The sequence below is a fragment of the Leeuwenhoekiella sp. MAR_2009_132 genome (assembly GCF_000687915.1).
GTDB lineage: Bacteria > Bacteroidota > Bacteroidia > Flavobacteriales > Flavobacteriaceae > Leeuwenhoekiella.
In genome coordinates this window covers 1,405,629-1,427,649 of record NZ_JHZY01000002.1, presented here as the reverse complement: position 1 = coordinate 1,427,649, position 22,021 = coordinate 1,405,629, and the positions used below count along the sequence as shown (strand labels likewise).

Genomic DNA, 22,021 nt, shown 5'->3' with positions numbered 1-22,021 from the left:
GTTTATGAAGAGTTCACCTCAAATCTATTTGTTCTTTGCAATTATCCTTACTTTAGGTGGGATTACAAATAGCACTGCGCAGACACCATTTAAGTTGGTAGATTCTAAAGAAAACACCAGTGTAATTATTGATAAAAGCGAACCAAAGGTGGTTCATATTGCGGCTGCAATGCTTAACGATGACGTGTTTAAAATCACCGGAAAGCGATTAGGAACAAAAACAACTAATAACACGTCAACGGCTATACTTGCAGGAACTTTAGGTACGAGTTCTTTTATAAATGATCTCGTAGCTGCAAAAAAAATCGATACTACACAGCTGAGTGGTAAATGGGAAACTTATTCAATTCAAGTAATAGAAAATCCTACTAAAGATCTTAGTCAGGCTTTAGTAATTCTAGGATCAGACCGTCGTGCAACAGCATACGGATTATTGGAAATCTCAAGACGTATAGGCGTTTCTCCGTGGGAATGGTGGGCAGATGTTATTCCCGATAAAAAAGAACAACTAAGCTTAACTATAACGCCTCAAGTATATGGTGAACCTTCGGTAAAATATAGAGGGATATTTTTAAAGGATGAAGATTGGGGCTTGCAGCGCTGGGCCGCTTTAAATTTTGAGCCAAAAACGGGTGATATCGGTCCTAAAACCTATGCTAAGGTTTTTGAATTATTATTGCGTTTACGGGCAAATACCATTTGGCCGGCTATGCATACCTGTACCAAAGCTTTTTACCATTATCCCAAAAATAAAGTAGTCGCAGATGATTATGCGATAGTCGTTGGCAGTTCGCACGCAGAACCCATGTTATGCAATATAAATGCTGAATGGGATCACGATACGATGGGTGATTACCGCTATGATGTCAATGCAGGAGAAATCAAAGAATTGTTTAAAAAGCGAGCCAGAGAAACTGCAGATTATGAAGGTATTTATACTTTAGGAATGCGTGGAGAGCACGATTCGCCAATGATTGTAGGAGATGATGACACGCCTTCTCAGGTAAAATTATTAGAGCAGGTAATTACCGATCAACGGGAAATTTTAAAAGAAACCAAGCAGGATTTAGCTCAAGTTCCGCAGGCATTTGTGCCATATAAAGAGGTGCTGCATTACTATCAAAACGGTTTAAAATTACCTGAAGATGTAACTCTGGTATGGACCGATGACAACTATGGGTACTTACGCCAATTGAGCAATCTGGAAGAACAAAAACGCAGCGGTGGGGCGGGTATTTATTACCACACTTCATACTGGGGAAGACCGCACGATTACCTGTGGTTAAACTCGACGCATCCGGTTTTAATGTGGGAAGAACTTTCAAAAGCTTATAGCTTCAAGGCAGAAGATATCTGGATTTTAAACGCCGGAGATATCAAACCCCACGAATACAATACTGAGTTGTTTATGGATATGGCCTGGGATATGTCAAAATTTGAAACAAGCGAGGCGGTTGCAAAGCATCAATTCGATTGGGCAGCACGAGAATTTGGTAAAGCAAATGCCACCCAAATTGATGCTGTTTTAGACACTTATTACCAGTTGGCTTTACAACGCAGACCCGAATTTATGGCGTGGAGTGCCGTAGAGCCGGTTACAAAAAGTGGTGAGACGCAGTTAACACAAATACATTATGGCGATGAAGTAAGCAAACGTATTGATGCCTATCAAACTTTAATAGAAGAAGTGGAAGCATTAAAACCAACTATTTCAGCAAATCGAAAAGATGCGTTTTTTGAATTGGTTTACTATCCGGTAATGGGAGCAGCACAGCTTAATCAGATGTGGTTATATGCGTATAAAAATAAACACGTGGCAACTCAAGGCCGAGCTAGTACAGCAGCCTATGCACAAAAATCTGGTGAATCGTATGATGCAATAGAGCGACTTACCCGCTATTTTAATGATACGATACAAGACGGCAAATGGCAGCATATTATGAATAAAGCACCGCGTAATCTACCCGTATTTTCAAAACCAGTAGTCTCGCTTGTAAACTCTAAAGAATCTGGTGTAGGTCTCGCTTTAGAAGGCTATGAAATGGAATATAACAACGACACGACCAATTCATTTGCAGATGTTTTACCGGTTTTTAATGCTTATACAAAAAACAGATATTATATAGATGTATTTTTAAAAGGAAGCGAACCGCAAACCTGGTCTGCTACACCTGCGGAATCGTGGATAGAACTCTCTACAACTTCGGGCAAACTCTCTTTAGAAAATCCGGAAGAGCGTGTTTGGATTACCATAAATTGGAATCAGGTTCCGAAGGGAACCAATAAAAAAGAAGCACCGTTAGGCCACGATCATCAATTGATACCGCCCAGTTATAAAGTGAATTCTAAGATAGATTTTAAAACCGGAACCTCAGAAAAAACAGTTGGGGTTTCGGTGTTCAATCCGCAGTTTGAAGCGTTGAAAAATTTTAACGGTTTTGTTGAGGATAAAGGTTTTGTGGTGATTAATGCTGAAAATCCTTCCGCAGTACAAAAAGGAAAAGAAGCATCTTGGAAAATCATAAACCGACTCGGTTACAGCAATAGCGTAATGCGTGCAGAACCATTTACCGCAGCCTCAGAAACGACACCAGAGGCACTACTGAAAAACGCTCCTGTGCTGGAATATGATTTTTATACGTTTAATTTTGGAACCGTTGACGTTAAGGTAAGCGCATTACCTACACACGCTGTTTATCCCGGAAAAGGGGTGCGTTGCGCAGTATCGATTGATGGTGCGACACCGCAAATAATAGACTTTCAGACTGAAGGTCGCAGTGAGTCCTGGAAAGAAAACGTACTCAAAAACCGAAGCGTACAAAGCGTCTCTCAAATTGTAAATAAACCGGGTAAACATTCGCTAAAAGTTTATATGGTAGATCCCGGTGTAATGCTTGATCAAATTGTGATAGATTTGGGTGGATTAAAGGATGCTTATGCATTTCCCGAAGAGACTAAAAACTAATTTATGAGTAATAATAAGCACGTAAAACATTTAGGATTACTGCTTGGCATTTTTCTTTTTTGTGCCTGTAAACCCTTACAAAATACCCAAAAACCCGTTCAGGTAGCATTCTTATCTGATGTACATCTCACTGATATTTACGGTGAATTTTCAGATTCTAACTATACGGGAGTTTTAAATCCTAAAACAAGCAAGAACACAATTTTAAGAACGATGCAGGCGCAGTTGCATTCTACGCGCTTATTTAATGAAAATTACTTCGCATTTCTTGCTGCATTAGATGATGTGGTTGCCCGAGGAATAAAATATGTGGTGTTTCCGGGAGATTTTAGTGATGACGGGCAACAGTTTAACTTACGCGGCTTACGGAAAATTTTAGAGGAGTATACAGCTCAATACGGCATTCATTTTATGCTCACCACCGGAAATCACGATCCTGTAAAACCCTTTATAACAGATGCTGGTAAGGCAGATTTTATGGGAGCAGGAGGGAAGCAGCAGCCTATTTATAGTAAAGAAGGTTTGTTTAAAAATAAGACTGGTGAGGATTTACCGGTTATCATCACACAAGACATTGCGCAATTAGGTTATGAAGGTATTCTTGATGAATTAAAAGATTTTGGTTTTTACCCAAAACCTCAGGATACCTATTGGGAAACTCCATTTACAAACTATAATTATAAAAACTACACCTATCAAAAAGCTTCAAATGCTGAAGGGATTGTAGCACGTAATTATACCTTACCCAACACAGATTTAGAAGTACCCGATTTGAGTTATTTGGTCGAAAAAGGAGATAATATTTGGTTTCTGGCCATAGATGCTAATGTATATATCCCTAAATCTAAAGTAGAAAAAGAAGCTGGAGAATCTGTAGAATTTGAAGGAGCAGGAACAGGTTATAAAAATGTGTTGACGCATAAAAAACACTTGTTATCCTGGATTGCTTCAGTTACAAAACGTGCCAAAGTATTAAATAAACAATTAATCGTTTTTAGTCATTTTCCCAGTGTAGAATTTAACGATGATTCTTCAGATTTGATGGGTCAACTTTTTGGTGAAAACAAAATGCAATTGTATCGGGTTCCTACAGAAGAAGTGTCAAAGGCTTTAGCAGAAGCAGGAGTGCAACTTCATTTTGCAGGTCATATGCATATTAACGATACAGGAAGATATGATTTAGATGCATCCAGAACTTTATTTAATATTCAGGTTCCGTCGCTGGCAGCGTATATTCCGGGCTATAAAATTGCGACAATTAAAGACAATTCTATCTTCGAAATAGAAACCGTAACGCTAGATAAGGTTCCTGATTTTGACGATTTGTTTCCGCTTTATGCGCTAGAGAAAAAATATTTAGAAACTAAAGGAGAAACAGCTGCCTGGAATGCTGAAATTCTTAATGCAAAAACGTACAAAGAATTTGTTTTAAAGCATCTGGAAGAGTTGGTAGGCTTGCGTTTTTTAGAACAAGATTGGTCGGCAGAATTAAAGGATTTACTGGTGAATAAATCGGGTTTAGATTTGCTAAAAATGACTTTTAAAACGCAAGAGGAATATGAAGTTTACAAAGCTGAAAACACTATTAAAATCTCAGAAAAAGATTTGGCACGCTGGACCGGTTATGATATGATTCAGGATTTTTATAAATTAAAAAATGCCGATAAACTCGCACTTTCTGATATTGGTAAATCCCGTTTTAATGAATACCTTATGGTTTGTGAGCACTTGCAAAAGACAGACAATTCCCAACTTCAACTCTGGGGAGCAATATTTAGTAAAATTAGCACCGGTTTACCGGCTACCCATTTTATAATAGATTTAAATTCAAACACCATAAAAGATCTCAATTGAGCCTTTTAAAATTATGAAGCATACCGCATTTTATATTTTTCTTTTTGTCTTAACAGGTATTTCTGCTCAAAATATCAAGTTTGAGCATTATAATGACACCTATGGTTTGTCTCACAATTCGGTGCGGCATATTGTGCAGGATGATCAGGGATTTTTGTGGTTAGGAACCTTTGGCGGTCTTAACAGATTTGACGGGTATCAATTTAAATCGTATTTGAGTACTACAGAAGATTCAAACAGGCTACAGAATGACGACATAACAGCACTCGAACTTGATGCAGATTCTCATAATTTATGGATAGGTACCCGAAAAGGGCTCACCCTTTTTCAAACAGATATACAAAAATTTACGACCTACTTATCAGATTCTTCTAAGTCTGGTAGCCTGCCCGACGAGGAGATACGGGCAGTTTTAATAGACAAAAATAAGCGCGTTTGGGTAGGTACAAAGAATGCCGGTCTTTATTTATTTGATTCAGAAAATCAAATTTTCAAAAAAATTGATCTTCCAGATGTTAGTTATGTTAAAGAGATTTTTGAAGATTCTCAAGGTAATATTTGGATAGGAAGTTTTGGTAAGGTAGGAGTTGCTAAAATCACATTGAATTCGGTCAATGCGATTCAAGAAATAACAACCTACAACCTGGCTATACATAATTCTACAGAAACAAATCCGTATCTCAATTTTATATTTGAAAATACTCAGGGTGAATTGTTCGCTGGAACCCGCAAAGGTCTTTTTAAACTAGACAGAAGTACCAATACATTCACCGATTTATATATTGAAGACGAGACGATACGAGAAAATTTAGGACCGTATATTCTATCTATAGCAAAAGCTCCAGATGGTAAATACTGGTTAGGAACTCTTGGCGGACTTATAGTTTGTGATCAATTAGAAGATATTCAATCAGGTAATTTTACGTGGTATTATGCCATACTTTCTGACGATACCTCGCTGATAGATAATTTAATTTCAGCGTTGTATTTTGATGCTTCCGGAGTATTATGGATAGGCACCGAAGATGGTCTCGATAAATACGATCCCTATGAAAATGAGTTTAAGCTCAATAAAGATATTTCAACATTTATAGACAATCAGGCTCCCAGAATTCGGGGTTTTGCACAAACCTATACTGGTGATTTAATCGTTGCGACCTGGCATAACGGGCTTTTTTTATATGCTAACAATCACATAAAACCACTACAGGATTTTAAGGAAAATATTGCTAGTATTTATTCTGATGATGGTATCACTTTTTACTGTGGCCTTTGGAATGGCGATTTACTGGTTTATAATTATAAGGATAACACCGGGAAGGTTGTAGATATTGGTTTTACAAACTCGGCGTTACTATCTGTATTAAAATATGATGCTAACACTTTGATTGCAGGGTCTTTTGGTGAGGGTCTGCGTATTCTCGATTTAGAGACGTTGCAACCTAAAGATGATCACGGTAATTTATTTTCGGGCTACGAAATAAATACTATTAAAAAACTAGAAAATACCTTATGGATTGCTACGGAAACCGGAGTGTTAACCTATGATGTATCTACTCAAAATACACGGGAATACCGACATTCAAAATCAGAAAATTTTGAACTTCCGCAAGACAACATTAGTGATATTTATATAGATACATTACACAATAAAATATGGGCAGCCACGCGTCTGGGTTTGTCTGCTTATGATAAAACAACAGATCGCTTTAAATTCGTAGAGGAGCCAAAAATTCTAAAAAATAAATGGATTACAGATATAGCTTTAGATAAGCGAGGCAATATGTGGCTCAATATGAATAATAATAGTATTGCCAAGTACGATATAAATACTAAAACTGCTAACATTTATAATGTTATGAGTGGTAATCGTCTGGATATTTTTAGTTCTAGCGGATTTTACAATTTTGATGATGCTACGATATATTTGGCTGGAAAAGACGGTGTTCTATATTTTTCGCCTTATGCAATTACCGAAAATACCTACGCTCCTAAACCCATAATTACCGAGTTTAAAGTTCAGAATAAAGAAATATTACCGGGAACAACTGTAAATGGACAAGTACCCTTTGAAGAGGATATAAACCACAGCAGAAGCGTTACGCTCAATTATGCAAATCGCAATTTTTCGATACAGTTTTCTACACCTACGTACACGAACGAACGTCTAAATAAATTTCAGTATAAATTAGAAGGTTTTGATAAAGATTGGATAGAAACTACCAGCGATTCACGTACAGTGCAATACACAAATTTATATCCCAGAACCTATGTATTTAAATTAAGAGCAGCAAATAGTGATGGCGTATGGAGTGAAACCGCTTCTTATCAAATAGAGATATTACCCTCATTTTGGCTAAGCTATAAAGGTGTTCTCTTAATACTGCTTTTTGTGGGTATTCTATTTTATATCCTTAGAAAACAACTCAAAATACGACTGGCATTAAAACAGGAATTACTTCTGGAAAAAGTAAAACGAGAGAAAGATGAGAAATTAAATAACGATAAGCTGCGTTTTTTTACAAATATCTCACACGAATTAAGAACTCCGCTAACACTAATTCTGGGTCCTGTAAAGCAATTACTGGAGCTTGATAATACTACAGATTATGCACGCAGTCGTGCAGATTTAATTTATCAAAATGCAAATAGATTGCTGCGTCTGGTAAATCAAATTCTTGATTTTAGAAGAGCAGAAACCGGCGAATTGAAGCTTCGGGTTTCTAAAACTGAAATTTTAGTAAGCACAAAAAATATATTCAACAGTTTTATAGAACTGGCCCATTCTAAAAATATAAATCTTAATCTAAATATTGAAAAGGAACATCTTATGTGCTGGATTGATATGGATAAGTACAATAAAATCCTTTATAATTTGCTTTCTAATGCGATGAAGTTTACAAATACATTTGGTAATGTAGATCTGTATTTAGGTTTTAAAGACGGGAATAAAAAAATATTGGTTATTGAAGTTAGCGATGACGGAATAGGAATTCCTGTAGAAAGTCAGGAAAAGATTTTTTCAAGATTTTATCAGGCTCAGAACAGTAAAGATAATACCACCGGCACCGGTATTGGCTTGTCACTGGTAAAGGCTTTAGTAGAAATTCACAAGGGAGAAATTCGAGTAAGTAGTAATCCCGATAGTGGGAGTGTTTTTACCATAGAATTGCCGGTAAATAAAAAGGCCTACAAACGCGAAGAAATTTTTGATTACAAACCGGATCCTAAAAGTATTGAAGAGTTAGTACCCATAAAGCATTTAGAAAATACCCTAACTGCTGTAAAATCTGTTCCTGGAAACACCAATATAAAGCATAAAATTCTGGTAATTGATGATAATACCGAGTTACGTAATTATATTGTAGAATACCTGTCTGGCTATTACAAAGTGTTTGAAGCCGAAAATGGAAAAGAAGGGCTTGAAATCTGCCGTAAGGAAAAACCGGTACTTTGTGTGGCAGACGTTATGATGCCCGTTATGGATGGGTTTGAATTTGTAGAAGAACTAAAAGCAGATGCTAATATTAGTCATACTGCTGTAGTGATGCTAACCGCTTTAGCTGAAAATGAAAACCGAATAAAAGGTTATAAAATAGGAGTAGATGGGTATTTAGTTAAACCGTTTGATCCGTCGCTTTTAAAGACACGGATAGACAACATCATTAAAATTCATTTTGATCTGAAACAGAAATTTTCGGGAGAAGAAGAAGGTGATGTACTCAAGCTGGCACATTCGCAAATAGATATAGATCTTATCTCAACGATTAAAGAAATCATAGATACAAACATCAATAACCCGGAGCTCACTCCCGGCTTTTTAAGTGATGCAATGGCAATGAGTTCGTCAAAGCTATATCGTAAAATCACCCAGCTTACAGATTTATCTCCAAATGAATTTATACGAACCATTCGACTTAAAAAATCTGTACAGTTATTAAAGACAAAAAACTACAACGTCTCTGAAGTTGCTAATTTAGTAGGCTTTAATGATCCTTTATATTTTAGTCGCTGTTTTAAAAAGCAGTTTGGCAGGTCTCCCAGCTCCTTACTTAAATAGAATTAGGTTTTATTTTGATATACCCTTAAACCTAGGGTTTAATGGTTACTATTACACGTTTATAACTAGACAATGCCGGTTCTCCCTTATCGGTTACTTTGAGTATAAAATGAGCGGTTTCTGGCTTTGTAACACGAGGTGCAATCACATATGCATTGTGTACATTTTCTGCCCCATCTACTTTAATTAGCTTTTTATAAGAACCGGCTTCAGGATAATTAAACCATAAAAAACTAAGATTATCGCCATCAGGATCTATAGTTTCAAAGGCATCTAAAGCAAAACCTTCACCAGACTTTACCGTTAAGCGATCAGAGTGACTCAATTTTATTATCGGATTGTGATTAGCATCGGCGTAGCTTTTTACAGACCAATCTATACGCGCTGCAAAATCATTCTGAAAATCTGCTCTCCAGCGCCATAACGTTGCTTTATTATCAGCATAGGTGATAGTGGTGTCGACCTTTACACTTCTGCCATATTCATTAGGCTTGTAGGGTTTATACGTGTCTATGGCATCTGTATAAATAGGACGCGTTTCTGCTTCAAAAGGCACTCCAGAATTTCCTTTTTTTTGTTTTGAAAAATCGGGTTTATACAATTCATAGCGGCCACCCCAGCCGCCCCATTCGGGATGTTCAGGAACATTTAGACCGTTAGGGATTAAAGATAGAAAAGAGGGAGTATCACCTTCAACTCCCCACGCAACATCAGGATAAGCAGCACCTAAAGGACCGTGATTTTGCTGAATGTTTTCTGCTAACCACGTATTACTTATTTGCGAATTATCAATTCCCTGAATTACACTGTTAATGGTAATCCAGGTTGCACTACCGTAATCGTCCCCGGGACTTACAATATAAAATAGATCGGGAAAATTTTTACGTATCCAGACGCCGCTATCATCCTGATCTGAAATAGTATATACTCTAAGTTTTGCAATAAGGCGTTTTGCTTCAGTAGCAGTGCGTGTATTTTTAATAGTAAATAAGGCCTGTGCTAAAGTATTTACACCTCCCCAAACAGGTATCCATAACGGGCGGGAATCTTCTTTTTCTAGTTCCTGAATAATCCACTTAGAACCTTCACTTTCTTTTCCTGCACCTACGCCTAACATTCCATAGACAGACGGCCCTTTTTTAACTAAAGAGGACAGAGTAGAAGCTTCGGGAAAACCCTTTGCGTGTTTTAAAAGACTCGGCTGAACTCTAGCATACGCATTAATTATTTTATGAATAGACTCGGGATTGATTTCTGTTTTATGCCAAACAGAAGTTGTGGCAATAAGACCTTTTAAGTCAATTTCATTAGCATATAAAAACAAACGAATAAAAGATTGTGTATCATCTGGATCAGCTTCAATATCTGATAAAATAATAACCCGGTGTTTAGTTACGTCTTGGGCTAAAACCAGCGAGACATTTATTAAAAAGATTAAAACAACTAAAAATTTTTTCATAATTAATTTTTATAAATGAAGGCGCAAATCAGGTACATCTTTGAGTTACCAAAAATTTATGTTCGATTAGAGTTAAGATTTTGAGATTACTAAACTGTTCTTTTAATGCTGTTTTACAGTAAGTTAAAAATATATTTATATCAATATTTAATAATAGCCTGTAAATATCAATTAATAATACTATACTTGTAGTCAAATAAACTATAACTATTTAAAAGTAGTAAATATTTTAGTTGTTTACATTTTTTGTAGAAGCAATTTTTTTAATAATCTACATAATGGCTTTGCGTAAATTGAAAGAATAGAAGAATAGTCTTGTTAATTATTATATGATTTTCATTTTACGAAATCGATATACGTAGAAGTTTTTGGTCACTTTAGAGTGAATAAAAATGGTGAATTACGATAGATTAAATTATAAACTTCAAAAATTAAAAATTATGTATAGGTTACAGAATTCCATTTTTAAAAACATCGTTCTTGTAGGTTTGATTTCGTTTGTTTTTTTGAGTTGTAAAACCAATAATTCAGAGGAGCAGGATGAAGTTGTTGCTGAAAAAATGCTTTCGTTAAAAGATGCGTTTAAAGGTAAGTTTTTAATAGGTACTGCACTAAATCTAAATCAGATAGAAGGTCGTGCAACTAGTGACATCGCACTCATAAAAGAGCAGTTTAATTCTATTGTTGCTGAAAACTGTATGAAGAGTGAAAACTTATTTACAGCACAAGGTACTTACGATTTTACGGCAGCAGATGCTTTCGTAAAATTTGGTGAAGACAATAATATGGTGGTACATGGGCATACGCTTATCTGGCATTCACAACTTCCGGAGTGGTTTTTTAAAGATAGTTTAGGTAATCAAATAGATAAAGTAGCACTTACCGAACGGATGAAGAGTCACATAAGTACTGTTGTAGGACGCTATAAGGGCAGAGTGAAATCGTGGGATGTGGTAAATGAAGCGGTATTAGATAACGGTGAATTGCGTAAAAGTAAATTTTATGAAATTTTGGGAGACTCTTACTTAAAGCTGGCTTTTGAATTTGCTCACCAGGCAGATCCCGAAGCAGAATTGTATTATAACGACTATAACACTTCATACCCAGAAAAAAGAGCAGGAATTATAAAAATGCTTTCAAAACTTCAAAGTGAGGGTGTGCAGCTAGATGGTATGGGAATGCAGGGTCACGTAGGTGTAGATAAACCTACGATTGCTGAATTTGAAAAAAGTATTACGGCTTTTGCAGATTTAGGATTAAAGGTTGCAGTTACCGAATTTGACATAACCGTATTGCCATTTCCTAAAAACTTAGATGGGGCAGAAGTAAGCAATAATGCCGAGTATAAAGAGGAGATGAACCCGTATATTAATGGAATCCCAGATTCTCTAAATGTAAAGTTTACTAACCGCTATCTCGACTTTTTTAAAGTGTTTTTAAAGCATCAGGATAAGATGGAAAAAATTACTTTTTGGGGTGTTAATGATGGAAATTCGTGGAGAAATGACTGGCCTATAGCCGGTCGTACAGATTATCCTTTACTATTTGATAGAGAAAATAAAGCAAAACCGGTAGTTGATTCTATAATTAAACTGGCACTTAAAAATTAGCTAAACGGTGTGTACAGTTCCGGTAGCATAGTTGAATCTTCAGCATTAAATATGTCTTTATGAATACACGTATATCTATTGTATTAGTTAGTTCAGTACTACTTTTTAGTTCGTTTTTAGTACAAAATAAATTTAGTGAGCCTAAGATACCGGCAACTCGTAACCCGGTATTTAAACAAGCTATTTATGAAGGAAAAGATGAGGTATACCAAAATTATCCTCTAGCTGAAGGAGAGTTTTACAACCCTATATTGCAAGGTTGTTATCCTGACCCTGCTATTACACGTAAAGGAGATGATTATTATATGGTTTGTTCTTCCTTCGCGATGGTTCCGGGAGTTCCTATATTTCATTCTAAAGATTTAGTAAACTGGACGCAGCTGGGTCACGTCTTAGATCGTAAATCTCAATTGAAAGTTGAAAACTCTGGTATTAGCGAAGGTATTTATGCACCAGGAATTACCTATAACCCCAATAACGACACATTCTATATGATTACAACGCAAATTGCTAGCGGTATTGGCAACATGGTTGTAAAAACTAAAGATCCTAAAAAGGGTTGGAGTGATCCTATAAAACTAGATTTTGGTGGGATCGATCCCGGTTTGTTTTTTGATGATAATGGCAAAGCTTATGTGGTGCATAATGATGCTCCAGATGGCGAACCGCTATACAATGGACATCGCGTAATTAAAATTTGGGAATACGATGTAGAGACCGATAAAATTATACCGGGTTCAGATCAAATTATCGTTAACGGCGGTGTTAATCTTGCCGACAATCCTATATGGATTGAAGGTCCGCATATTTATAAAAAGAACGGTTTATATTATTTAATGTGTGCCGAAGGCGGGACTGGCGATTGGCACAGTGAAGTGATTTTTGTGAGCGATAAGCCCACGGGACCTTACACGCCTGCGCCATCAAATCCTATTTTAACACAGCGTCATTTTCCTAAAGACCGTAAAAACAAAGTAGACTGGGCGGGTCATGCAGATTTGATACAGGGTCCTAATGATACATACTATGGTGTGTTTTTAGGAGTGCGACCAAACGAGCAGGATCGTGTAAATACAGGTAGAGAAACCTTTATGTTACCGGTGGACTGGTCTGGAGAATTTCCGGTATTTGAGAACGGCTTAGTGCCCTTAAAACCTAAATTAGAAATGCCTGCGGGTGTGGTTAATCAAACAGGTAAAGCGGGATATTTTCCTAACGGAAATTTTACCTACACAGAAAATTTTAAAAGTGACACGCTTGATTACCGCTGGATTGGATTAAGAGGACCGCGTGAAGATTTTATAAAACAAACAAAAGCAGGTTTAGAAATTAAACCCTTTGCAGTTTCTATAAAAGAGAAGAAGCCCACATCAACTTTATTTCACAGGCAACAACATAAAAACTTCTCGTTTACAACGACGCTTACCTTCAATCCTAAATCGGAAAAGGAGCTGGCAGGACTTGTATGTCTACAGAATGAAGGGTTTAATTATGTTTTCGGAGTTACCAAAAAGGGTAATAAAAATCACCTACTTCTTGAGCGAACAGAAAATGGAAAATCTACTCTTATAGCTTCCGTTGCGATTGAAAATACAACCAATTTAAATCTTAAAGTAGAAGCTCAGGGCGATGCATATCGCTTTAGTTTTTCCGAAGAAAATAGTAACAATTTTATAAATCTGGGAGGTACTGTGTCTGGAGATATATTATCTACAAACAATGCCGGTGGTTTTACAGGAGCGCTAATAGGCTTATATGCAACAACTGCTAATGACACTATTCTCACTAAATAGATTATTGAAGACCGCATTAAATTAGAAATACACAAATACATTATTCATGAAAGAACCAAGATATCTAGTCGATCACGCGTATATGGCAGATCCTTCTGCACACGTTTTTAATGGAAAAATTTACATTTATCCGTCTCACGATGTAGAATCGGGTATTGCCGAAAATGATAATGGCGACCATTTTGATATGCGCGATTATCACGTATTTTCTATGGAAAAGATTGACGGTGCAGTAACTGATCACGGTGAGGCCTTACACGTGAGCGATATCCCATGGGGTGGAAGACAACTTTGGGATTGTGATATCGCTTTTAAAAACGGTACTTATTACCTATACTTTCCGCTAAAAGATAAAACAGATATTTTTAGAATTGGTGTGGCAACCAGTGATAAACCAGAAGGTCCTTTTATACCCAGGGATGCACCTATGAAAGGGAGTTTTTCTATAGATCCCTGCATATTTGAAGATAACGGAAATTACTATATGTATTTTGGAGGTTTATGGGGCGGTCAATTGCAACGCTACCGTGATGGTAAAGCCATTGAGAATCCGTCTGAGCCTGCAGATGACGAACCAGCTTTGCCATCTCGCATAGCAAAGCTTTCTGATGATATGCTTGAGTTTGCAGAAGAATCAAAGCCTATTGTAATTTTAGATGAAGATGGCAAGCCATTAACAGCAGGCGATCACGACAGACGCTTTTTTGAAGCTTCGTGGGTTCATAAATACAACGACACGTATTATTTTTCATACTCTACAGGAAATACGCATAAGTTATGCTATGCCACAGGAGACAGCCCCTATGGGCCGTTTACGTATCAAGGAGTTATAATGACACCAGTCATAGGCTGGACAACCCATCATTCTATACTCGAGTTTGAAGGTAAGTGGTATTTATTTTACCACGACTCAAAACCTTCCGGAGGTAAAACCTGGTTGCGTAGTATGAAAGTGGTGGAGCTTGAATATGAATCAGACGGCAGTATAAAAACCTTAGAAGGTTTGTAAATGCAGAATTAAGAGCAAAAAAAGAGAGGCGAATGCCTCTCTTTTTATTTTATTACTTGATGTTTACTTCTCAATAACCAAACTTTCTGGAGGAACTAGATATGGTTCTTGTTTATTTGAGGAAGCTTTTAAAACTATATGCTGAAGTACAATACCGGGATCTTTACCATAGATATTGAGTGTATGTTTTCCCGCTTTTAAACGTAAATAAGTTTTAATACGATTTCTATTAGTACGTAATACTTCATCCCAATCCTGCAAACCATCATTCTCTAAATTGAGTATCTTAATCTCATCATGATCTAGTGAATAGCTAAATTCTAGACCTCCCTGATTAAGAAAGTCTAGGGTAGGAGATAACAAAAACTCAAGATTACCTTCAAAATCTTCTTTAATCGTAAAGTCATAGGTAATCACAGTATTTTCCGGGTTGATGTCTCTACTAAATTTATGTATAGGTCTTATTGCGCTATTTAGGAGTCCTAAATCGGGTAGAAGTTCCCAACCAGTTTGAGTTGTAAACGCCGTTGCCGGAATACTTACTATACCATTATATTCAAGATGTCCTGTAGTTTCTACTATAATTGGCTCATAAACTACGTGAAGTATGGCTTTAGAATTACCTTGTGAGATAGTAAATTCTGCAGCTGTTTTAGCGTTTGGAATTTTATCCTTTTTCAATTGAAGTGTAAGCTGAAGATCTTTTGTTAATGCTCCTTTTTTGCTCGAAATACTAAGCCATTCTGGAAGATTTTTTACGTTATAAGTAATCTGTTTTTTTCCGCGGTTAAATAAAGTTATGGTCTGTTGACTATGGTATTTGTCAAAGGCTAATATATTTAAGGCGTCTTTTTCAGGGAAAAAATCGGTGCTTCCCGCAGTAGAAACTCCCAGACTTCCCGTTTCAGGGACAACTATTGATGCAATTGATGGCATTGTATTTTCTTCGGGTTGTTGCCAGTAGGTATATCCTATATGGGTTTGAGACATCATATGATTCCATTTAGAATCGTTGAGCTGGTGGTATTTTTCAGTAAGTTTTTTATCTTTTTCAAAATACTCCTCAACCTGTTTACCATAGTCAGCCGTTGATAATCTGCCTTGTTTTGCGTAGCGTTTATTTTTCGCGGAAGCGATATACATACGGTTAAGATTAGCCAGTGCTTGAATGGGAAATAAAACCAATTGATAGTATGCAGCTTGATGAGTTTCGGGTATTTTTTGCTGAAGAGCTAGAGCCAGATCTTCAAGATTTGCATACTCCTTCAAAACCGAATCCGCTTCCTCAAAATTATCTACACTATAGGTTTCTGAATCTAATAATTCGGGTTTACGTCTACTTGCCAATGTTGAATACGTTTGCAGCAACTCAGCAATTTCAGCTGAGCAGGTGTCACCAAATTGGCAGGCAGCCCATTTTTGAGGATAGGCCTTTAAGTCACTCAGCGTAAAAGCTTCAGGATCCCAGGCGTATTCTAGGAAAAAGCTGGTTGGGTATTCCATGGGCTTGATATCGCCAACATTTACAAGCCATATTTTTTGAGCGTTGTAGGCATAAGCTAGTGACATTTGCTCATACACCCGGCTTATTTGTGTTGTGTTTAGCCACTTATAACTGCGTGGACCGCCCACATAATCAAAATGATAATAAATACCGTAACCCCCTTTACGGTTGCCCTCATCTAAAGGCGGCAGCTTTCTAATATTTCCCCAGTTGTCGTCTGCCAGAAGCAGCGTAATATCTTCAGGGACGCGCATTCCCTGGTCGTAATAATCCTGTACTTCTTTATATAATGCCCAGAGCTGTGGCGTCTCTTCTGCCGGTTTTTGCGTCACTGAGGCAATGATTTTACGTTGCTCGTTTACAATAGTTTCAAGCAGTGAAATGGCTGTTCCTTCGGTCATCGGTTCGTCGCCATCTCCCCGCATCCCAACAGTTACAATACTTTCCTGAGCACCCATACGCTCAATTCCTGTTTTCCAGAATTCTTTTAGTTTTTCTGCATTGGTATTAAAATTCCATTCACCGCTTCCATATTTTTTCCATTCAGACTGTGCTCGCATTAAGGGTTCGTGATGAGAAGTTCCCATTACAATCCCGTATTTATCTGCCAAAATAGGGTTTTGAGGATCGTCATCATTAAAAGATTTACCCCACATTGCAGGCCACAGGTAGTTACCTTTTAGTCTTAAAATAAGTTCAAATACGTGTGCGTAGAACTGGTGGTTAAATCCACCAAATTTTTCCTCAGCCCAACCAGATAGTGCGGGCGCTTCATCATTTATAAATATTCCCCGATACTGTACTTTAGGTCCCGGGTTGACGTACATTTTTTCAGTAAAATACAATTCAGATGCCTTCGCTACGGGTACATCTGCCCACCAGTACCAGGGAGAAACGCCCATCGCTTCAGAAAGAGTATAAACTCCGTAAATCGTGCCGCGTTTATCGCTTCCGGCAATGATTAGGTTTCCATCTATTTGTTGAATTGTAAAAGCTTCCCAGGAATTTCTGATTGAGTCTACATCGAGATTTCCTTCTTCAATAAGATTGTCTATAAAGCTGTTTTTACCAATAGTACCTATAACAATGGAGCCATTTTTTTCGACGTCATAGCGTTTAGAACTGCTTTTACTTGTTACCCGCTCGATATCCTTAATAAAGTTATCTGCGGCCAGCAGAACACCTTCAAAATCGCTGGAGTCTACAACAACAGGTGCTGTGTCATTAGAAGATACAAGGGTAAAACTCCCAGCTACAAAATCAGTTGAAATTAATTTTTGCTGTGCAAATAGCATGCAGTTTAAAAGAAGCAACACCAACGTGAAATTTAAGCGCTTTCGATTCATTGTATTAGTATTCATAACTGATAATAAAATCTATTTTATTAATCCCATGAGGGATTGATTCCGGGTGCATACCTATTTCTAAAATTTTTGTAATACTCAAGCGTGTGGGGCGCTTTAGGAATAAATGCGGGCATTTCTAATTGCGAAAATTCCTGAAAATACAGCAAACACGCGTCACGCCACCATTGTGCTTCTTTAAGCTGAAGTTTTAAAAGCATTTCGGTTTCTGTAAAAATATCAGTTCCTACATAGGGTTTCATTTGCTGCCAGGTAGTACTCATATTTTCAACAGCTTCAACACCGTTTTGATAGTGCTGCGCAAGATTATACCATAGCGTATTGCCATTGTTCATGGTATAATCCCAGGGTAAATGATGAAACCAAAGTAGGTAGTTCTCAGGTGTTGTTTTTGGGTCATTATAGCGTTCCTGAAGCTCTTGCGCATATTGTTCTAGCGCATTACTACCCGTTTTAGTTCGGTCAAACCCAATGCCGTTTTTATCTGCTTTGTGATAATAGACCGAATTCCAGTCTGCTCTCCCCAGATAATCTACCCACGGTCCCGGACCTTGGTGATGACCCGCTGCCATAATATGATGCAATCCTAATGGAGTTCTATAATCTACGGCAGCTTCCCGCGAATTTAGAAGAATCCTGGTCATCGGTTCTACAAACTTAGGGTTTGAAGTAAAGGTCATTTTAAGCCATTCTTTCGCAATATTTTCAGCTTTTAAATTGGGATTCCACGCGAGTCTGCCATAGCCATACCAATTGGCTTGTGCAAATGGGTGTCCCGTCCAATTATGGGCGGTTCCTATATTAGATACTCCTGCAATACCGGTAAGTTTTTTAGAACTTAATGACCCATCAATGACTTTAGCCACCGTACTACCTGCTCCCTGGCTAAACGTGTCTTCCTGCAGGGTTTCTTCAAATAATTTAGGCAAGAAGGTTAGATGTGAAATGCCTCCTAAATACTCCTGAGTGATTTGAAATTCGATCATTAAAGAGGAATTGGGCATAGCGCCAAAAAGCGGATGAAACGGCTCTCTGGGCTGAAAATCGATGGCTCCATTTTTTACCTGAACGAGTACATTATCTTTAAAGGTTCCATCAAAAGGTACAAATTCGGTATAGGCTTGTTTTGCCCGGTCGTCTGGTTTTTCGTCTGAATATACAAATGCCCGCCACATTACAATACCGTTATGAGGTTGAAGGGCTTCAGCCAGCATATTTGCACCATCTACGTGCGAACGCCCATAATTATTAGGACCCGGTTGGCCCTCAGAATTTGCTTTGACCAGAAAACCACCAAAATCAGGTATCTGCGTGTAAATCTCGCTTACTTTTTGGTTCCACCAGTTACGCACCTCTTTATTTAATGGGTCTGCTGTTTCCAGACCGCCTATTTCAATAGGAGCAGAAAAGCGTGCAGTGAGATATACCTGTATGCCATAAGGGCGAAAAGCATCTGCGAGTGCTTTTACCTTTTCCAAGTAAAAGGGTTCTAGAATTTCGGCACTTGCGTTTACATTATTTAAAACAGTACCATTAATTCCTATTGAGGCGTTAGCTCGTGCATAATCTATATATTCTTTTTTAATAACCTCTGGCAATAGGTGCCAATCCCAGATAGAAAAACCGGCATAACCGCGCTCTACGGTGCGATCTAAATTATCCCAATGATTTAAAAGTCTTTTTTGTAATTGCGGATTTTCAAGTACATCTATGCTTTTTAGGGAATTATTTTGCTGCATTTGGTTTAACAGATAATAAGTTCCGTATAAAAGTCCCTTATCTGTTGTTGCCGTTATAAGAAGAAACTTCTTTTTATTGACTTGAATAGGTTTAATATAAAAACCTTCTGAACCTATTTCCTGAGTGCCGCTGAGTTGTTCTGATTCTGCTTCAGAAAGATCTGCTACTTTAGAGATAAGCAGTGAAGGCGAGGAGGTAGCAAAATTGGGGTTGATACTAAGCATAGCTGGTACAGCTATATTTAATTCGTTTTTTATAACAGCTGAAGTGGGTGTAGTACTACGAAGTTCTACAGTATTAAGAATCGCGGTATATTCTTTTGACAGGGTTTCATTTTGAATTGGATGGTATTGTAACCATAAATTGTATGCATCCTGACTGTAAGAATGCATAGAAACGCAAAGCATTATTAAGAATAAAAGTTTTTTCATTGTATACTGTTCTGAATGTGAGTAAGTCGCTTTAAAATGAGCTGTAGGCTACTTTTAAACGAAATCGATTGCATGATTTTAAATTTAATAACACGAATTAAGAGGTGATCAATCAAATTTAATTAAATTTAACCACATATAGTAATAATGACCATATCATAATTTTAATTATTAGTGGTCTTTACGATATTAGAATAACACGTTCACATAAGCCAAAACATCATTTTTTTAAATAAAAGTAGGGACTATGAATACATATATATATAAAAGCACAAACAGTATTTTAGTTTGTCTGTTCATGTTATTTTCAATACCTCGGGTTGAAGCTCAGCTAAAACTACCTAAGCTCGTAAGTGAAGGAATGGTCGTACAGCGCAATACTGAAATCAATATTTGGGGTTATGCAGATGCCGGTGCGCCTGTAATGGTGTCTTTTTTAGGAAAGCACAAAAAAGTGAAAACTAATGAAGCAGGAATCTGGATCACAACATTTAAAACTCCTAATCAAGCAGAAGCATCCTCAATTACCATAACATCTGCCTCAGAAACGCTTACTTTAGACAACGTACTGGTAGGCGATGTCTATCTATGCTCAGGACAGTCAAATATGGAGTTGCCTATGTCGCGTGTAAAACCTCTTTATGAAGAGGAAATCGCCACAGCAAATTTTCCTGATATTCGTTATTTTGAAGTTCCGAAAGTATATGATTTTTCAGGCCCTCAATTAGATTTACCGGGCGGTAAATGGGTTGCGGTAAATAGCGCAACTATTGAAGATATTTCTGCAGTTGCCTATTTTTTTTCTAAAGAAATTCATTTAGATCAAAATGTTCCTGTGGGGATTATTAACGCCAGTTTAGGGGGTTCTCCTATAGAATCCTGGTTAGATTATGATGCACTAAAATCATTTCCCGGAGCACAAGCTTCAGCTCAAAAATTTAAAAGTCAAAGTTATAGAGATAGTATAGCAACTAGCGATACAAAACGGCAGCAAGACTGGTATTCAAAATTAAATAACGCTGATACCGGCTTAAAGAATAACTGGAAATCTGGAGAATTTGAGATTTCAAATTGGGATTCGATGCAAATACCCGGCTATTGGGCAGAAACTAATCTAGGCGCTCTTAATGGTGTTGTTTGGTTTACAAAGACAGTTAATCTTCCTAAAGAACTCATAGGAAAAGAAGCGCATCTAGAAATGGGCAGGATTGTAGATGCAGATTCGGTGTTTATTAATGGGATATTTATAGGAAACACAACTTATCAATATCCACCAAGACGTTATGAGATTCCAAAAGGTATTTTAAAAGAAAAAAACCAACTTGTAGTTCGGGTAATTAATGAGCAGGGACGTGGGGGTTTTGTTGAAGATAAAGACTATGAAATTCGTTTTGAGGATACAGTAATAGACCTTAAAGGCACGTGGCAGTCTAAACTGGGAGCAATCCAAGAGCCGTTAGCTTCTCCTACTTTTATTAGGTGGAAACCTACCGGATTGTACAACGCCATGATAAACCCATTGTTAAATTATAAAATAGCCGGTATGCTCTGGTATCAGGGTGAGTCTAATGTGAGCAATGCAGATGAATACGATGAGTTGATAAAAATTTTAGTTACTGACTGGCGTTCTAAATGGGGGCAAGGGGATACACCTTTCTTATTGGTGCAACTCGCTAATTTTCTTAAATCTTATGAAGAACCTACAGAGAGTGACTGGGCCAAGATGCGCGAATCGCAGGAAGCTGTGCTGGATTTAAAAAATACGGCTATGGCCGTTTTAATAGATGTGGGGGAGTGGAATGATATTCACCCTTTGAATAAAAAGGATGTAGGTCATCGGCTTGCCTTAGGAGCTAAAAAACTGGTCTATCACAAAGATGTTGTGAGCAGCGGACCCCGATTTAAATCTTTAAAAATTGAAGATAATAAAGCAATCGTTCATTATGACTTATTTAAATCTTCAATTCAAATACAGGGGGCTAAACCCCAGGGATTTGCTGTAGCAGGAGCAGATGGTAAATTTTATTGGGCGGAAGCTCAGGTTGTAGGAAACACGATTGTATTAACAAGTGAGCAAGTCTCAAAACCATTGTATGTGCGGTATGCGTGGGCAGATAATCCTGATACTGCAAATGTATTTAATACTCAAGGATTACCTGCATTGCCATTTAGAACTGATAAATAGCGATGAGTGCTTTTACCTGATACTTATAGCTTTAGTTAGAATAATCT

The 22,021-nt window shown here is 37.4% G+C and carries 10 protein-coding genes; 7 read left to right on the top strand and 3 right to left on the bottom strand.

Going from position 1 to position 22,021, the window contains the following annotated elements:
• Positions 1 to 4 precede the first annotated feature (4 nt).
• The 3 genes from P164_RS06125 to P164_RS06115 are packed head-to-tail and all read left to right on the top strand — an operon-like array spanning position 5 to position 8,879.
• Positions 5 to 2,965 carry a glycosyl hydrolase 115 family protein gene (locus P164_RS06125; protein WP_035899372.1) on the top strand — a complete coding sequence of 987 codons (2,961 nt, stop codon included), beginning with the start codon at positions 5 to 7 and terminating at the stop codon, positions 2,963 to 2,965.
• A 3-nt stretch (positions 2,966 to 2,968) separates the two neighbouring features.
• Positions 2,969 to 4,819 carry a metallophosphoesterase family protein gene (locus tag P164_RS06120; RefSeq protein ID WP_028375566.1) on the top strand — a complete coding sequence of 617 codons (1,851 nt, stop codon included), beginning with the start codon at positions 2,969 to 2,971 and terminating at the stop codon, positions 4,817 to 4,819.
• Positions 4,820 to 4,832: 13 nt separating this feature from the next.
• Positions 4,833 to 8,879 (top strand): hybrid sensor histidine kinase/response regulator transcription factor, encoded by a 4,047-nt coding sequence (locus P164_RS06115; RefSeq protein WP_028375565.1) that lies wholly within the window; start codon positions 4,833 to 4,835, stop codon positions 8,877 to 8,879.
• Positions 8,880 to 8,910: 31 nt separating this feature from the next.
• Here P164_RS06115 and P164_RS06110 read toward each other — a convergent pair whose 3' ends face one another.
• Positions 8,911 to 10,338 carry a DUF1593 domain-containing protein gene (locus tag P164_RS06110; protein ID WP_028375564.1) on the bottom strand — a complete coding sequence of 476 codons (1,428 nt, stop codon included), beginning with the start codon at positions 10,336 to 10,338 and terminating at the stop codon, positions 8,911 to 8,913.
• Positions 10,339 to 10,778: 440 nt separating this feature from the next.
• On the opposite strand from P164_RS06110, the gene P164_RS06105 reads away from it, so the two are divergent.
• The 3 genes from P164_RS06105 to P164_RS06095 are packed head-to-tail and all read left to right on the top strand — an operon-like array spanning position 10,779 to position 14,750.
• A complete protein-coding gene (locus P164_RS06105) occupies positions 10,779 to 11,948 on the top strand; it encodes an endo-1,4-beta-xylanase (RefSeq protein ID WP_028375563.1) in 1,170 nt (389 codons plus the stop codon).
• Between the two features lie 59 nt (positions 11,949 to 12,007).
• The gene (locus tag P164_RS06100) at positions 12,008 to 13,741 is read left to right on the top strand and encodes a glycoside hydrolase family 43 protein (protein WP_028375562.1); all 1,734 of its coding nucleotides are present in this window, start codon (positions 12,008 to 12,010) and stop codon (positions 13,739 to 13,741) included.
• 46 nt (positions 13,742 to 13,787) lie between these two features.
• A complete protein-coding gene (locus P164_RS06095; protein ID WP_028375561.1) occupies positions 13,788 to 14,750 on the top strand; it encodes a glycoside hydrolase family 43 protein in 963 nt (320 codons plus the stop codon).
• Positions 14,751 to 14,813: 63 nt separating this feature from the next.
• On the opposite strand, the gene P164_RS06090 is transcribed toward P164_RS06095, so the two are convergent.
• Both P164_RS06090 and P164_RS06085 read right to left on the bottom strand, forming a co-directional pair.
• Positions 14,814 to 17,615, bottom strand: a complete 2,802-nt coding sequence (locus tag P164_RS06090) for a glycosyl hydrolase 115 family protein (protein WP_028375560.1) — start codon at positions 17,613 to 17,615, stop codon at positions 14,814 to 14,816.
• 23 nt (positions 17,616 to 17,638) lie between these two features.
• Entirely contained in the window at positions 17,639 to 19,789 is a 2,151-nt protein-coding gene (locus tag P164_RS06085) for an alpha-glucuronidase family glycosyl hydrolase (protein ID WP_028375559.1), read from the bottom strand.
• A gap of 247 nt (positions 19,790 to 20,036) precedes the next feature.
• Between P164_RS06085 and P164_RS06080 the strand changes: the two genes are divergently transcribed.
• Positions 20,037 to 21,974, top strand: a complete 1,938-nt coding sequence (locus P164_RS06080) for a sialate O-acetylesterase (RefSeq protein WP_081817322.1) — start codon at positions 20,037 to 20,039, stop codon at positions 21,972 to 21,974.
• The last annotated feature ends 47 nt before the right edge of the window (positions 21,975 to 22,021 follow it).

Coding starts and splice junctions, on each gene's coding strand:
- P164_RS06080 (WP_081817322.1), top strand. CDS start 20,037: ATGAATACATATATATATAAAAGCACAAACAGTATTTTAGTTTGTCTG.
- P164_RS06085 (WP_028375559.1), bottom strand. CDS start 19,789: ATGAAAAAACTTTTATTCTTAATAATGCTTTGCGTTTCTATGCATTCT.
- P164_RS06100 (WP_028375562.1), top strand. CDS start 12,008: ATGAATACACGTATATCTATTGTATTAGTTAGTTCAGTACTACTTTTT.
- P164_RS06120 (WP_028375566.1), top strand. CDS start 2,969: ATGAGTAATAATAAGCACGTAAAACATTTAGGATTACTGCTTGGCATT.
- P164_RS06105 (WP_028375563.1), top strand. CDS start 10,779: ATGTATAGGTTACAGAATTCCATTTTTAAAAACATCGTTCTTGTAGGT.
- P164_RS06125 (WP_035899372.1), top strand. CDS start 5: ATGAAGAGTTCACCTCAAATCTATTTGTTCTTTGCAATTATCCTTACT.
- P164_RS06090 (WP_028375560.1), bottom strand. CDS start 17,615: ATGAATACTAATACAATGAATCGAAAGCGCTTAAATTTCACGTTGGTG.
- P164_RS06115 (WP_028375565.1), top strand. CDS start 4,833: ATGAAGCATACCGCATTTTATATTTTTCTTTTTGTCTTAACAGGTATT.
- P164_RS06095 (WP_028375561.1), top strand. CDS start 13,788: ATGAAAGAACCAAGATATCTAGTCGATCACGCGTATATGGCAGATCCT.
- P164_RS06110 (WP_028375564.1), bottom strand. CDS start 10,338: ATGAAAAAATTTTTAGTTGTTTTAATCTTTTTAATAAATGTCTCGCTG.